The organism is Micromonospora sicca (assembly GCF_003172935.1).
GTDB classification, from domain to species: domain Bacteria; phylum Actinomycetota; class Actinomycetes; order Mycobacteriales; family Micromonosporaceae; genus Micromonospora; species Micromonospora sicca.
Genome location: NZ_QGKS01000061.1, coordinates 1 through 13793, shown reverse-complemented (window position 1 = coordinate 13793; position 13793 = coordinate 1). Strand labels below are relative to the sequence as shown.

Annotated in this window: 10 protein-coding genes and 1 pseudogene; 5 read left to right on the top strand and 6 right to left on the bottom strand. The window is 69.8% G+C overall.

The genetic code is table 11. The features are described 5' to 3' along the window. The first annotated feature begins 575 nt into the window (after nt 1-575). The gene (locus tag DKT69_RS01425; RefSeq protein ID WP_161557748.1) at nt 576-1760 is read left to right on the top strand and encodes a low temperature requirement protein A; all 1185 of its coding nucleotides are present in this window, start codon (nt 576-578) and stop codon (nt 1758-1760) included. Here DKT69_RS01425 and DKT69_RS01420 read toward each other — a convergent pair. Then, complete coding sequence (locus DKT69_RS01420) at nt 1725-2951, bottom strand: low temperature requirement protein A (protein WP_109799797.1); 1227 nt, start codon at nt 2949-2951, stop codon at nt 1725-1727. The two genes, DKT69_RS01425 and DKT69_RS01420, sit on opposite strands and share 36 nt — an antisense overlap. A 120-nt stretch (nt 2952-3071) precedes the next feature. Beyond that, nucleotides 3072-4244 (bottom strand): ROK family transcriptional regulator, encoded by a 1173-nt coding sequence (locus tag DKT69_RS01415; protein WP_146230956.1) that lies wholly within the window; start codon nt 4242-4244, stop codon nt 3072-3074. A 119-nt stretch (nt 4245-4363) separates the two neighbouring features. Here DKT69_RS01415 and DKT69_RS01410 point away from each other — a divergent pair, with 119 nt between their 5' ends. The 3 genes from DKT69_RS01410 to DKT69_RS01400 are packed head-to-tail and all read left to right on the top strand — an operon-like array spanning nt 4364 to nt 7502. Further along, the gene (locus DKT69_RS01410) at nt 4364-5683 is read left to right on the top strand and encodes an extracellular solute-binding protein (protein WP_109799795.1); all 1320 of its coding nucleotides are present in this window, start codon (nt 4364-4366) and stop codon (nt 5681-5683) included. After that, complete coding sequence (locus tag DKT69_RS01405) at nt 5680-6657, top strand: carbohydrate ABC transporter permease (protein ID WP_109799794.1); 978 nt, start codon at nt 5680-5682, stop codon at nt 6655-6657. Before DKT69_RS01410 ends, DKT69_RS01405 begins: the two co-directional genes overlap by 4 nt. Then, nucleotides 6654-7502, top strand: a complete 849-nt coding sequence (locus tag DKT69_RS01400; protein ID WP_109799793.1) for a carbohydrate ABC transporter permease — start codon at nt 6654-6656, stop codon at nt 7500-7502. The genes DKT69_RS01405 and DKT69_RS01400 overlap by 4 nt, the downstream gene beginning before the upstream one ends. 107 nt (nt 7503-7609) lie before the next feature. Here DKT69_RS01400 and DKT69_RS01395 read toward each other — a convergent pair whose 3' ends face one another. Both DKT69_RS01395 and DKT69_RS01390 read right to left on the bottom strand, forming a co-directional pair. Then, nucleotides 7610-10282, bottom strand: a complete 2673-nt coding sequence (locus DKT69_RS01395; RefSeq protein WP_109799792.1) for a glycoside hydrolase family 2 protein — start codon at nt 10280-10282, stop codon at nt 7610-7612. Between the two features lie 54 nt (nt 10283-10336). Next, nucleotides 10337-11947 carry a beta-N-acetylhexosaminidase gene (locus DKT69_RS01390; RefSeq protein ID WP_236647256.1) on the bottom strand — a complete coding sequence of 537 codons (1611 nt, stop codon included), beginning with the start codon at nt 11945-11947 and terminating at the stop codon, nt 10337-10339. Between the two features lie 185 nt (nt 11948-12132). On the opposite strand from DKT69_RS01390, the gene DKT69_RS01385 reads away from it, so the two are divergent. Then, nucleotides 12133-12474 (top strand): MmcQ/YjbR family DNA-binding protein, encoded by a 342-nt coding sequence (locus DKT69_RS01385; protein ID WP_109799791.1) that lies wholly within the window; start codon nt 12133-12135, stop codon nt 12472-12474. An 11-nt stretch (nt 12475-12485) separates the two neighbouring features. Here DKT69_RS01385 and DKT69_RS38810 read toward each other — a convergent pair whose 3' ends face one another. Continuing rightward, nucleotides 12486-13058, bottom strand: coding sequence for an RNA-guided endonuclease TnpB family protein (locus tag DKT69_RS38810; protein ID WP_201749436.1), 573 nt, complete (start codon nt 13056-13058; stop codon nt 12486-12488). Beyond that, nucleotides 13000-13793 (bottom strand): annotated as a pseudogene (locus DKT69_RS38805) (hypothetical protein); the annotation flags it as partial. The gene DKT69_RS38810 and the pseudogene DKT69_RS38805, both read right to left, overlap by 59 nt.

The following is a 13793-nucleotide window of genomic DNA, read 5'->3' as shown; positions in this document are numbered from 1 at the left end:
GTGCGGTCGCGAGGGTGTCCAGATCGACGTGCACGTGGCCTCCATGGTCTCGTTGCCTAGGCAACGCCGATCATGGATGCCCTTGCGCTTACTCGCTACCCCACACCCCTTGGAATCGATCATCTAGTACCGCCACCTGCCGCGCCTGCGTCATCCCGACCCCCGCTCCTCCTACCGGGGAGCGTAGGCCAGCATGCGGCGCCGGCGGACCGATCCGGCCGAAGCCGGCGCGGGGAGCGGCCCGGCGGTCACGATCGTGCGGCAGGTGGCGAGGCCGGCTGCCCGGGTTTCCATGACGGCGGGGAGACCGTGGCGCGGACCCGACCCGCTGAAGGATGACACGCAGTCCCCGCGTGCTCGACAGTGCTCAGTCGCGTCGGGTGACCGGCCTGGACGATCCGATTTGGCGACCCCTTTCCGGCGGCTGATCGCGGCGGCGGGGCCTGGAGCCGGGCCTGCGCCCCACTCCTGTCGTTTCGACTCTCCGCTGGCCCCCGCTTTTGTAGGTTGGCGGGGAGCACCAGGTTCCCGCGCCTCCGGCCCGCGGTACGGGCGTGCCAGAGGAGGCAGACGCGGTGACGTCCAGTCCGCTACCCCGGATCCTTCGCCGGCGCGGCGAGCCGGACTATCCGACGTTCCTGGAGCTCTTCTTCGACCTGGTCTTCATCTTCATGCTCTCCCGGCTCTCGGCGGGGCTGGCCCAGGACCTCACCGTCCGGGGCGCCGCCCAGACCGCCGTCCTGCTGCTGGCCGCCTGGTGGGTCTGGGTGCTGACCGCGTGGCTCACCGACCTGTTCAACCCGCGGCTGCCGATCATCCAGGCCACCGTCCTGGCGGTCATGTTCGGCACCATGCTGATGGCGATCGCGGTGCCGTACGCCTTCGCCGACTACGGGTGGCTCCTCGTCGCGGCGTACTTCGGCATCCACCTCGTCCGGGACGCCGTCCTCATCCCCGGTACCCGGGTGAACCGCCCCATCCAGGCCAGGAGCATCCGGGTCTTCTTCTGGTTCGGCGTGACCGCCGCGCCGTGGGTGGCCGGGGCGTTCGTACACGGAACGGCCCGGCTGCTGCTCTGGTCGGTCGCGGTGGCCGTCGACCTGGGATCGGCCCGGATCGGCTGGCCGACGCCGAGGCTCGGCCGCACCGAACTCGCCAGTCAGATCTTCACCGGCACCCACCTGTCCGAGCGGCACCGGGAGATCTTCATCGTCGCGTTGGGGGAGCTGATCCTCAGCGTCGGCACGGGGCTGGCCGGCAGCGGCTTCCAGGCCGGCCGGGTGGCCGCGAGCGCGCTCGCGTTCGGCAGCGGCGTCGTGCTCTTCCAGCTCTACTTCCACCGGGTGCGGCAGCTCCTGGCACGGCCCGCCGTCACGGTGGTGGAGCGGGTCCGCCCCGGCACCTCCACCTCGTACAGCCACCTGGTGATGGTGGCCGGGGTGCTGCTCGTCTCGACCAGCGTCTCGCTGGTCATCGACCGGCCGTTCGGTGCGGCGCCGGCCGCCTGGACCGCCGTCATCCTCGGCGGGCCGGCCCTGTTCCTGCTCGGGGGTTGCCTGTTCGACGCCGTGCTCACCGGACGGGTCCTCTGGTCCCGGGCGCTGGGGGTGGTGCTGCTGGGCGCCGTCGCGCCGGCGGCGGCCCTGCTCCCGCCGCTGGCCATCCTGGTCGTGGCGAACCTGGTCCTGCTGCTCACCCTGGTCTGGGAGACCCTGCCGGCACGCTCACGGCTGGTCCGGGTCACCGTGCCGACCGGGTGAGGGTCGCCCGAGCGCCGGTGGCATCGGCGTGCGGGCGTGCAACCGGGTGCTAACCAGGTTCGCGGCCGCGACCAGGGCCAGGACGGTCGTGGCGAGCAGCGCGACCAGCACCGGCGGCAGCAGGGACGAGGCCGGCGCCACGCCGGCCAGCAGGACCAGCCCGGCCAACCGGGACCGGGAGATCCGACCGAACACCGTGTAGTCGAGCACCCCGCGGCCGACCAGGAACAACGCCGGTCCGCCGAGGATGACCGCAGCCCACGAGGCCGGCGTGTCCCCGAGCGGACGCGCCACGACGAGGTGGCTGGTGACCGCCATGCCGCCGATGCCGGCCACCATGATCAGGTGGGTGATCGCGGCCGACTGGGTGAGCAGGGACGGGTTCGTCGATTGCGCGATGGCGTCGGTCAGCAGCTCGCCGGCCCGGTAGATGTAGATTCGCCAGGCCAGCACCACGATCAGGAAGACCACCAGCAGGGCCCAGGCCCGATCCATGGTGTATTCGTTCATGCTGAACGTCGTCCCGGTCACGAAGACAGCCGCGCCGAGCGCGACGATGACGAACTGCCGGTACCGCTCGGCCACCCGCTCGCCGACCAGCCGCCACTCCTGCGGCTGGGCCCGCCCGAGTCGGGGCGCCGGCCAGCCGAGCGAGGCGGCGACGTACTCCACGCCGACAGCCGCCGCCCAGAGCACCAGGCGGGCGGGGCCGACGGCCAGCCCGCCGCCGATCCAGCCGACCGCGGCGATGAGGTACCAGAACAGGACCCGGCCGCTGCGGCGCGGCTCGGACGCATCCGGCAGCAGCAGGAGGTAGTAGCTGCTCGAGCCGAGGTGGATCACCAGGTAGGTGACCGCGAAGAGCAGGCCACGCTCGCCGTACGCGTCCGGCGCCGCGGCCGCCAGCAGCAGGCTGGCGGCCGCCACCCCGATGAGCTGCACCTGGACCGCGGGCCGGGCCAGGTCGAGGGTGTCCGCGGCCCACGTGGTCACCGCCCAGACGAGGGTGAACGCGAGCAGCAGGACCAACGTCTCCCCGACGCCGGTCCCGGTCAGGTCGACGGCGAGCGTCTTGGCCAGGGTGATCAGCGCAAAGACGTAGACCAGGTCGAAGAAGAGTTCCAGGTACGCGGGCCGCCCCGGATCCCGCTGGGCCGGGGCCGCCGCACCGGCGCTGCCTTCCGCTGCCATCGACCTCCTCCCGGACCGCCGCACCGTCGTCGCCAGACGACACTACGGGCACCGGTTCGACGGCAGCCACACATCCGTCTCATACCCTGCCATAGCGGGACCTGTCGCGCCCCGCGCTGGTCAGCCACCGTCGGGACCGCTGACGGCTCGCAGGAGTTCAGCGCGGGCGGCCTGCAGGGCGACGAACAGTGCTCCCGTGAGGGACGCCGCCTCGCCCAGGGCGCTGGTCTCGATCCGCGGTGGAAACGGCGCGTACGCGTTGACGGTGTCCCGGACCGTCGGCAGCAGCAGCGGGTTGCGGCCGACGCCCCCGCCGAGGACCACGAGCTCGGGGTCGAAGATCGCACACGCGCTGGCGATCGTCAGGCCGAGTTGCCGGGCCTCGGCCTCCACCAGATCGCGCGCGGCGGGCACGCCCGCGGCGGCCTGGGCGAACAACTCCTCCACCGAGGACGGCCGGGTGCCCGGCCAGGACCTGCGGGCGTCGAGCGCCGCGAGAACGCCGTACGCCCCGGCCTCGTCCGCCAGCTGCGCCTTGCCGCGTCCGGCCCGCTGTCCAGGGGGCACCGAACCCGGTAACGGCAGGTAGGCGACCTCTCCGGCGGCACCGTGCGCGCCGCGTACGAGTTCGCCGTTGTGGACCAGACCCATGCCGATGCCGGCACCGACGGCCAGGAACGCGAACGTCGCGACATCCAGGGCGTGCCCACGCCAGCGCTCCCCCAGCGCCGCGAGGTTGACATTGTTCTCCAGCACGATGGGCGCGTCGACGCGCGCCTCGAGCGGGGTGATCAGGTCGAACGGGCCGTCCTCACCGAGGTTGCGGGCGGCCGACATGGTGCGCCCGTCGGCATGGACGGCACCGGGCGCCGACACGCCGACCCTACGAAGCCGCCCCAGCTGCTCCCCCACCGCGTTCGTCGCGGACGCGATCATCCGGGCGACCTGGGCGGCGACCCGGCCGGCGCCGGCCCCTCTGGTGGCCTGGCGTTGCTCGAAACAGACAGTGCCGCTCATGTCCGCCGCCGCGACCCGGAGGTTGTCGCCACCGACATCGACGGCGACCACGTACCCGGCGGTGGGGGCCAGCCGGTAGTAGGTGGGCACCCGACCCGGTCGACCGCGGCGCACGCCGGCGTCGACGATCAGGCCGATCTCGACGAGCCGGCGTACCACCTCGGAGATGGTGGGCCGGGACAGGCTCGTCCGGCTGGCAAGCTCCGGCCGGGTCATGGGCACGCTGTCGAGCAGTGCGGCCAGCACCATTCGGCCGGACGAGTCGACGGAGACCAAGCTGTTCCACTCCCTCGCCTGTGGGATCGGGAAGGCTGCGACGACGGCCTTGACCCGTGATCGCGAACCGAGTACAAGTTTTTGTTAAGCAGCCTACCTAATGCCCCCGGAGGGCGATCATGTCAGAGAGCATGAGCGAGCTGTCCAGGCGAAGACTCCTTCAATTGTCGGCGGTCACCGGTGCGGGCCTGCTTCTCGCGGCCTGCGACGTCGGCGGCGGCAGCGACACCGGCGCGGGCGGTGACAGCGGTGCGGCGGGCAACGGCGAGGGCCAGATCAAGGCCCTGTTCATGAAGCAGGCCGGCTACTCCGAGGACGACATCCGCGCGATGACCGACGAGTTCCACAAGAAGTATCCGAAGATCACCGTCGAGCCGTCCTTCGTCGCCTACGAGGCGCTGCACGACAAGATCGTGGCAGCGGCCCCGGCCAGCACCTTCGACGTGGTGCTGATCGACGTCATCTGGCCCGCCGAGTTCGGCAGCAAACGCATCGTCACCGACGTGACCGACCAGTTCCCGGCGGCGTGGAAGAGCGACATGCTCGGTGGGGCGCTGGCGACCGCCGCCTACCGGGACCGCTACTACGGCGTCCCGTGGATCCTCGACACGAAGTACTTCTTCTACAACACCGACATGCTGACCGGGGCGGGCGTCGAGCCGGCCGGCCTGTCCACCTGGGACGGCGTGCTCGCAGCCGCCCGGGCGCTCAAGGCGAAGAAGGTGGTCGACTACCCGCTGATCTGGAGCTGGAAGCAGGCCGAGGCGCTGATCTGCGACTACACGCAGCTCGTGGGCGCCTTCGGTGGCAAGTTCCTGTCCGACGACGGCAGGTCCGTCGCCTTCAACACCGGCGGTGGCCTGCAGGCGCTGGAGTTCATGAAGAACACCCTCGACAGCAAGCTCACCAACCCCAACTCGGTGGAGTCGCTGGAGGAGGATGTTCGCAAGATCTTCTCCGACGGCCAGGCCGCGATGGCGCTGAACTGGACGTACATGTTCAACGCCGCCAACGATCCGCAGCAGTCGAAGATCGCCGGCAAGGTCGGCGTGGCCGCGACGCCCGCGGGACCGGCGGGCGGCCCGGGCGTCAACGGCTCGATGGCCTTGTCGGTCAGCTCCGGCAGCAAGAACCAGAAGGCGGCCTGGACGTACGTCAGCTACATCACCAGCGCCGAGGTGCAGGCGAAGTACGCCAAGAGCTCGCTGCCGTGCTGGACGACGTCGTACGACGACGCGGCGGTGGTGTCCGCCCTGCCGCAGGTGGTGCCGGTGGCCAGGAAACAGCTCGCCACCCTCATCGCAAGGCCGCAGGTGCCCCGCTACAACGAGATCAGCCAGATCCTCCAGGTCGAGGTGCAGAACGCGTTGCTCGGCCGGAAACCGGCGAAGAAGGCACTGGACGACGCGGCCGACCAGGCCCGTACCTTGCTGTCATGACGGCGGCGCCACCGGCGCGCCCGGCAACCGCGCCACCGGCGCGCCCGCGAACCCCGCCGGCGCGCCGCTGGCCGTTCGCCCGGCGCGCCGGCGGCGGTCAGGTCCGGCTGGCGCTGCTGCTGCTCCTGCCCGCGGCGCTCGTCGTCTTCGGCGTGGTGCTGTACCCCGCGGGACGCGCCCTCGTGATCTCGTTCTACGACGTCGACAGCCCGTTCCCCGGTCGATACCCGTTCGTCGGCCTACGCAACTACACCCAGGTCCTTGCCGACCACCGGTTGTGGACGGCCGCCGGGCACACCGCCTACTTCACCGCCGTCTCCACCGCACTCGAGCTTGTCCTCGGCCTCGGTCTGGCCCAACTGCTCGCCGCCCCGTTGCGGCTGCGTTGGTTCTTCCGCGCGATCGTGATCCTCCCGTGGGCGTTGCCGACGATCGTCAACGGGGCGATGTGGCGGTGGATCCTCAACGCCCAGTACGGCGTGGCCAACGCGCTGCTCACCGAACTGCACCTGCAGGACGGTTATCGGTCGTGGCTGGGCAACGACCCGTTTCTCGCCCTGAACATGGTGGTCGTGGCCGACGTCTGGAAGAACGCCTCACTGGTCGCGTTCTTCCTGCTGGCCGGGCTGCAGACGATCCCGCGGGAGCTCAATGAGGCGGCACGGGTGGACGGCGCGGGGCCGATCCGCTCGTTCTGCCGGGTCACCCTCCCCCTGCTGGTGCCGCACATCGCGTTGGTGCTGGTGCTGCGCACCATCGAGGCGTTCAAGGTCTTCGACATCGTCTACGTGATGACCGGCGGTGGTCCCGCGGGCGGCACCCAGACGATCACGTTCTTCACCTACCTCGAGGCGTTCTCCGCCCAGCGGTTCAGCGCCGGGGCGTCGTTGGCCTACCTGACGGTCATCGCCATCCTCGTGCTGGCCCTGATCTACCTTCGGCTGCTTCGGCAGAGCGAGCTGAGGTCGCCATGAGAGCAAGCCTGCGCTACCGCCTGTTCATCCACCTCGCCGCGCTCGCCACGTCCGTGGTGATCCTCGCGCCGTTCGCGTGGCTGCTCTACTCGTCGTTCGTGGGCCAGACCGACCTCGTCTCCCGGCCGATGCGCTGGCTGCCCGAGCACGTCACGCTCGACCGGTACCGCGAGATCTTCGCGGGCGGCGGCACCAGCGCCGGCGCCGCGTTCCGCGGCGCGATGGTCAACAGCTTCCTGGTCGCCGGCGGCACCGTGGTCATCTCACTCACCGTCGGGGTGCTGGGCGGCTACGCGCTGGCCCGGCTGCGGTTTCCCCTGCGACGGGTGACGCTGCTGTCGTTCCTGGTCACCTACATGTTGCCGCCGATCGCCTTGATCATCCCGCTCTATCTGCTGATGTCGCGCTTCGGGCTGCTCGACACCAGGACCGGCCTCATCATCGTGTACTGCTCGCTGGCCACGCCGTTCGCCCTGTGGAACATGAGCACCTTCTTCGGGTCCCTGCCGGTGGAGCTCGAGGAGGCCGCCCGGGTCGACGGGTGCTCGCGACTCGGCGCCCTCGTGCGGGTGATGCTGCCGCTGTCCAAGCCCGGCATCCTGGCCACCGCCCTCTACGCGTTCCTGCTCTGCTGGGATGAGTTCCTGTACTCGTTGATCTTCACCTCCACCTCTCAGGCGAAGACGGTGCCGGTCGCGATCGCCGAGTTCACCGGGCGCAACGCCGTCGACTTCGGTCTCATCGCCGCCGGCGGAGTCCTCGCCGCCCTGCCGCCCGTGGCGCTCGCGGTGATGTTCCAGCGCTACCTCATCACCGGCCTGGCATCCGGGGCGGTCAAGGGATGACGTCGCCTTCCGCGACGGGGTGCGCAGCAGACAACCCGCGGCGCTGGGCTGAGCGGAGCGGGGGCGGCTCTTCCGCCGCCCCCGCCGCCGGCCGCTCAGCCTTGTGGTTACGGCACCGGGATCGACGTCGTCGGGACGTTGTAGCCCCGGGTTCGTAGGTGCGGGGCCTGGCCGCCCAGGTCGCTGGTCTGGTAGGTCGCCCTGATGGTGGTCGACTCACCCGGCCACAGTGAGACATAGTTGTCGCTGTAGTTCACCGGCAGCACCTCGTTGCCGCCGTTGCCGGCGGTGATCTCCGGCCGCAGGAAGAACGCGATGTTCGTCGGGCTGTTGTTGGTCATCGTGATCGTGGCAGTCTCCTGGCCGCCGGAAACTGTCCGGGTCACGCTCGTGGCCAGGTTGGGGTTCGACGGCAGGCTGTTGAGGCCGGTGAGATTGGCGTACGTCTTGACCGCCGTCATGTACCAGTTCTTCTTGTTCGCCAGCACGTCCGGCTGAGTCGAGTACCAGTAGAGGTTGTTGCTGACCACCGCGCCGGTGGCGTCCCTCAGCTGCAGTCGGATGAAGTACGTCGTGGACAGGCCGGTCAACGCCGGCAGCGTGAGCACCTGAGTGGCGGCGTTCGCCGCCGCGGTGACCGGTACCGTCGTCGTGTACGCCTGCGTCAGGTTGGGCACGTTGTACACCGTCGTCGTGGCGGTCAGGCCGCTGCGCCCGCTCAGGGTGGAGTTGACGGCGTACACGTTCCTGGTCTTGTAGTCGTACGCGATGTGGAGCGGTTCGTTCGCCTTCTTGCTGCCGAAGTAGCCGCCGGCGGGCTTGAAGTAGTAGTCGTACAGGTTCCAGTGCACCGAGGGCCAGGCGTTGTTGAGCATCCAGAAGATGACCCCGAACGACTGGGTGTACTCGTGCGAGTTCCAGGCCTCGAAGAACGACCTGCTGTTCTCGTAGTTCTGCAGCTCCGACTTGCGGGAGTAGTCCGCGGCGCTGGTGGTGCTGCCGTACCGCTTGTTGACGCCGTCGGTGAACACCGTGATGTTGTCGAAGACGCTCCTGGGCTTGCCGGCGTGGTAGTTCCAGGTGGCGCCGATGGGCCACAGGTCCGCTGCGGGAATGAACTTCTGCAGGCTCTCCAGTGGCGGCGGCGCCTCCGTGCCCTCCTCACCGGTGGTGCCGAACGCGCTGCCGGACTGGGTGGTGTCCCACCACAGCACCGGCGGCTCCCACTTGTAGGGGCCGTCCATCTTCATGCCGGCGTTGGCATTCGACCAGGTCGCCACGTTGTCCACCGTCGGGTTCTGCCAGTGCAGCTTGGCGGCGGTGTTCTTGTACATGCTCAGGTGGGCGGCCGTCGGCGGCTGGTCGCTGCCGTAGTTCCACATGAAGGGGCTGGCGTGCGCCCGCAACGCCCGCAGCTGGCTGTCCAGGGAGGCGTTGGCCACCTGCTCCTGCTCGATCGTCCAGGTGTTGTCGTTCTCCCACGCGCTGCAGCAGACGAACCCCGGCATGATCATGATGCCGGCCCTGTCGGCCAGGTCGTAGAGCTCCTCGTTGCCGAGCGTGCCCTCCAGCCGGATGGTGTTGAGGCCCATGTCCTTGACGTACTGGATGTGGGTGGCGTTGGTCTTCGTGTCCCAGCGCTGCAGCATGTCCCAGACGTAGCCGCCGCCACGGAAGAAGATGTTCTGCCCGTTGACCTTGTAGCCGACGAACGAGGTGCCGTTGACGGTGCTCCGGTAGTCGGTGAACTGGCGGACGCCGAAGTCGATCGACCTGGTGTCCGACGTGGCGCCGGCGACCGTCGCAGACGTCGAGAGCTGGTAGAGCTCCGGGCTGCCGAACTGGTAGGGCCACCAGAGTGCGGGGTTGGTGACGTGCAACTGCGGATAGCCGGCCGGGTCGAAGCTGACCTCGCGACGCTCGTTGGCGGCCAGGGTGACGTTCTGGCTGACCGAGACGGTCGGATAGCCCGCCTTGGTGATCGTGGCGCTGACCGTCGTGGTGACCGGGGCGTTGGTCGCGTTGAGGGCGTCGACGTAGACGGTCAGGTCCGCCGCGTTGGTCGCGGGCAGCGGCAGGACGGTCTTGACGTACGGGTCACGCAACGCCACGGGCCCGGTCGTCTCCAGCAGCGTCGTGCCCCAGATCCCGGCATTCATGTCCGGAGCCTCGGGGTTCCAGTCCACGGTGCAGAAGGAGAGATCCTTGCAGTCGTGCGCCGGCGGGGTGACCAGGATCGCCAGCGCGTTGAGCGCGCCGGGCCTGATCGCGTTCGTCGCGTTGTACTCGTGCACCGCCATGGTGCCGACCGCGTCGGCGTCGAGCTGGGTGCCGTTCAGCCAGATCTGCGCCCGGTAGCTGATGCCCTTGAAGCGCAACCAGTACGCCTGGTCGGGGGCCGCGGCCGCGGCGGTGAACTGCCCCCGGAACCACCAGTTCTGGCCGGTGAGGTCCGGCACCGACTGCAGGTTCGTCCCGACGTAGATGTTCTGGTACACGTTGTTCGCGACCAACCCCGCCAGGACGGTCGACGGAAGCGACACCGGGTTCCAGCCCGCGGTGCTGTAGCCGACCTGGGAAATGGTCGCGCCCGGGTCCGTGACGGTGTTGGCTGACCTGAACGTCCAGCCCGTGGAGAGTTCGGTGGAGCCGACGGTGGCGGCGCTCGCGCTCGGCACCTGCACGCCGCCGACGCCGGCCACGAGGGTCAGGGCCAGCAGCAGCGTCGCGTACCGCCGGCGCTTACGTTGGACAGGGTGGATGGCTGGGGGCGGTGACATGGGCGGCCTCCTCGATCCAGTCGAAGAAAAGCGGTGCGCCGCTCGGTGCGGCGCCTAGGAGCCGGTTGGCCAGGACACCTGCGTGGAGTGGTAGTAGTTGATCCCCATGACGCGCCAGCGCGGGCCCTGGGCACCGAGCCGCTGCTGGAACGAGGTCCAGTCATGGGTGCTCGCCGGCGACCAGCCCAGCTCGGCGATCGCCGGAAGGCGCGGGAAGGCCATGTACTCGACGTCGGCCAGCGTCTCGATCGTCTCCGTCCACAGCGGCGCCTCGACCCCGAGCACGGACGTTTCGCCGACGCCCGCCAGATAGGCCCCCGGGTCCCAGCCGTACGCGTCCTGGACGTCGATGTAGCCGGCCCAGCGCTGGCCGAGTCGGGTGCGGGAGTTGTACTTCATGTCCAGGTAGGCGTGGTTGGCCGGCGACATGATGACCTTGGTGCCGTGCTGGGCGGCCGTCGCCACCGCGGCGTTGGAGGTCGTGGTCCCCCAGAACTGGGCGACGGTCGACGGCAGGACCGACGCGTTGACGATGTCGTGCCAGCCGACGACGGTCTTGCCGTGCGCCGCGACGATCTGCTGTGCCCGGTTCATGAAGGTGGCGTAGTCCGCGGCGGTGGTGGAGCTGGCCTCGTCGCCACCGATGTGCAGGTAGGGCCCGGTCGTGAGCGCGGCGAGCTCGCCCAGCACCTGGTCGATGAACGTGTAGGTGATCTCCTTGCCCACGCACAGCGAACTGAACCCGACCTTGGTGCCGGTGTAGAGCTTGGGCGCCACGCCGTCGCAATTGAGGTCCGCGTACGAGGCGAGCGCGGCGTTGGTGTGACCCGGCATGTCGATTTCCGGGACGATCATGACGTACCGGGCGGCGGCGTACGCGACCAACTGCCGGAACTCGTCCTGGGTGTAGTAGCCGCCGGCGCCGCCGCCGACCTCGGTGCTCCCACCGTAGATCGCGAGATCGGGCCAGCTGTTGACGGCGATGCGCCACCCCTGGTCGTCGGAGAGATGCAGGTGCAGGCGGTTGACCTTGTAGAGCGCGATCTCGTCGATGTACCGCTTCACCACCGACATCGGGAGGAAGTGCCGTGCGACGTCGAGCATCGCGCCCCGGTGAGCGAACCGGGGTTGGTCGATGATCCGCCCGCCGGCCACGTCCCAGGGCCCGGGCTGCACGGTCGCGCTGTCGGCGGCGGGCGGCAGCAACTGGCGCAGCGTCTGGACGCCGGCGAACAGGCCGGCCGGCGCGTTGGCGCGTACGGCGATCGACACGTCGATCACGTCCAGCTGGTAACCCTCGCTGCCGATCCCCGTGGGCGCCCCGGAGAGCAGGAGCGCTATGCCGTCGGCCGGGGTGGCACTCGGTGCGTCAACCACCGGCATGGGATAGCCGGTCGAGCGGCGCAGCACGGCCGCGAACTGCTCGGCGATGTCAGCGACCGCCGTCGAGCCGGGCTCGGCGTAGATCTTCGTGGTCGCCGTGATGCGGTAGGTGACTCCGCCCGCCGGCGTGGCGAGGACCGGTGCCGGCACGACGGATGCGAACGACACGGCGGTCGTCTCGGCCGGGGCGACGGTGGCATCGGCGGGCGCGCCCCAGAGGCCGCCGGTGGTGACCACGAGCATCACGGTGGTGAGCAGACAACGTACGCCGCCGATGGTCATGGTTGCCTCCGGAGCCCTACCGATGCCGCGGAGAGCGGGATGCGACGCCAGCCGCGGATCGACCTTCATCGTTAGGGGTCAACGTAACCGGCATCTTTTCGTAAGGCAAGCTACCTAACAAATCTCCGGGCCCGACCGGGCGGTCGGGGCGCGGATCGTCGGAGGGCGGGCGTACGGTCCCGGGCGTGATAACCGTCGCCGATGTCCGTGCGCTGACCCGGACGCTGCCACGCACCACCGAGCACCTCATCCACGACCGGGTGAAGTTCCGCGTCGGCGCCATCGTGTACGTCGCGTTCTCCCGGGACGAGCAGACGATGGGTTTCGGCTACCCGAAGGAGCAGCGGGACGGCCTCATCGCGGCCGAGCCGGACCTGTTCTTCCTGCCCCGGGCCTCCGACCTGCGGTTCAACTGGGTGTGCTGCCACCTGGCCCGACTCGACCACGCCCAGATGACCGAGCTGGTGACCGAGGCGTGGCGGCTGGTGGTGCCGAAGTTCCTCGCCCGACAGCGGCTCGGCGACTGAGCCGTTTCCTCTCATGGTGCGTTGGTGAGCACATGATTGGATGTCCTACCTTGCGGTGGGACGATCCCGGTCTCGCCCGCCGTGGCGGTGCCGGGTTGACGTTTCACAGCCACCAGCCCGCCAGGGCGGGTCTTACGGTCGGCTCCACGTCCGTTTCGCGTCTCCGAGCCACTCCCGGCGACGGTGATCGCCAGCGCGGCCAGGTTCCGTGCGGCATTGACGTCCCGGTCCAGGACCAGGCCGCACAGGGTGCAGGTGTAGATGCGCTCGGACAGGGCGAGCTTGGTTTTCACCGCGCCGCAGCCCGAGCAGGTCTTCGAGGACGGATACCACCGGTCGGCCACCACCAGCCGCCCGCCACTCCACCCCGTCTTGTAGGCCAGTTGCCGCCGCAGTTCGGCGAACCCGACGTCGGCGATGCGCCGGGCCAGCCGCCGGTTGGCGAGCATCCCGGCCACGTTGAGGTCTTCCACCACGATGGTGCCGTACTCGCCGGTGAGCCGGGTGGTCAGCTTGTGCAGACCGTCACGGCGCAGATGAGCAACCCGGGCATGCGCCCGACCGAGCCGGACGCGCGCTCCCACCGCATCGACCCACGCCGACCGGTGCGCCGGTCCGGGCCGACCCGGCCAGAGGCCCGCGCCGAGCCAGACGCCGCAACCGGCGGGCGGCGACGTCCAAATGGCGCGGGTTGGGCTCCACCTCCCCGGTGGACAACACCGCCAGATGCGACACACCCAGATCGACACCGACCGTCGCATCCGGGCAGGCCGGCACACCCTGGACGCGCTGCACCGCGCAGGTGAACGACACGTACCAACGCCCGCCGTCACGGCGCACCGTCGCCGACACGACCCGGGCCGTGCCCGCCTCCAGCCGGCGGGCGAGCTTCCGGGCCGACTCGTGCAGCTTCAACCGGCGCAGCCGAGGCAACACCACATGCCTACGGTCCGGCTCCACCCGGATCGCCCCCGTGGTGAACCGCACCGACGGGGTCGACCGGCGCCGAGACTTGAACCGCGGGAACCCCACCCGCCGCCCGGCACGCTTACCGGTGCGGGAGTCCGACCAGTTCTTCAACCCCCGGGCCAGCGCGTCCAGACCGGTGTTGAACGCCTCCTTCGAACACTCCGCCCACCAAGGCGCCACATCCGCCTTCGCCTGATTCCACGCTCTACGCAGCGCTGGCAGAGACCAGCCCTGCGTCGGGGTCAGGTCCACCTCGTCGATGCCGTAGGTGCGTTCGGCGGCCCGCTGATCCATCACCGCCTTGACCCGGGCCAGCGCCCAGTTGTGCGCCACCCGCGCCGCCCCCGCAT

Coding starts and splice junctions, on each gene's coding strand:
- DKT69_RS01420 (WP_109799797.1), bottom strand. CDS start 2,951: ATGGCAGCGGAAGGCAGCGCCGGTGCGGCGGCCCCGGCCCAGCGGGAT.
- DKT69_RS01410 (WP_109799795.1), top strand. CDS start 4,364: ATGTCAGAGAGCATGAGCGAGCTGTCCAGGCGAAGACTCCTTCAATTG.
- DKT69_RS01405 (WP_109799794.1), top strand. CDS start 5,680: ATGACGGCGGCGCCACCGGCGCGCCCGGCAACCGCGCCACCGGCGCGC.
- DKT69_RS01400 (WP_109799793.1), top strand. CDS start 6,654: ATGAGAGCAAGCCTGCGCTACCGCCTGTTCATCCACCTCGCCGCGCTC.
- DKT69_RS01395 (WP_109799792.1), bottom strand. CDS start 10,282: ATGTCACCGCCCCCAGCCATCCACCCTGTCCAACGTAAGCGCCGGCGG.
- DKT69_RS01390 (WP_236647256.1), bottom strand. CDS start 11,947: ATGACCATCGGCGGCGTACGTTGTCTGCTCACCACCGTGATGCTCGTG.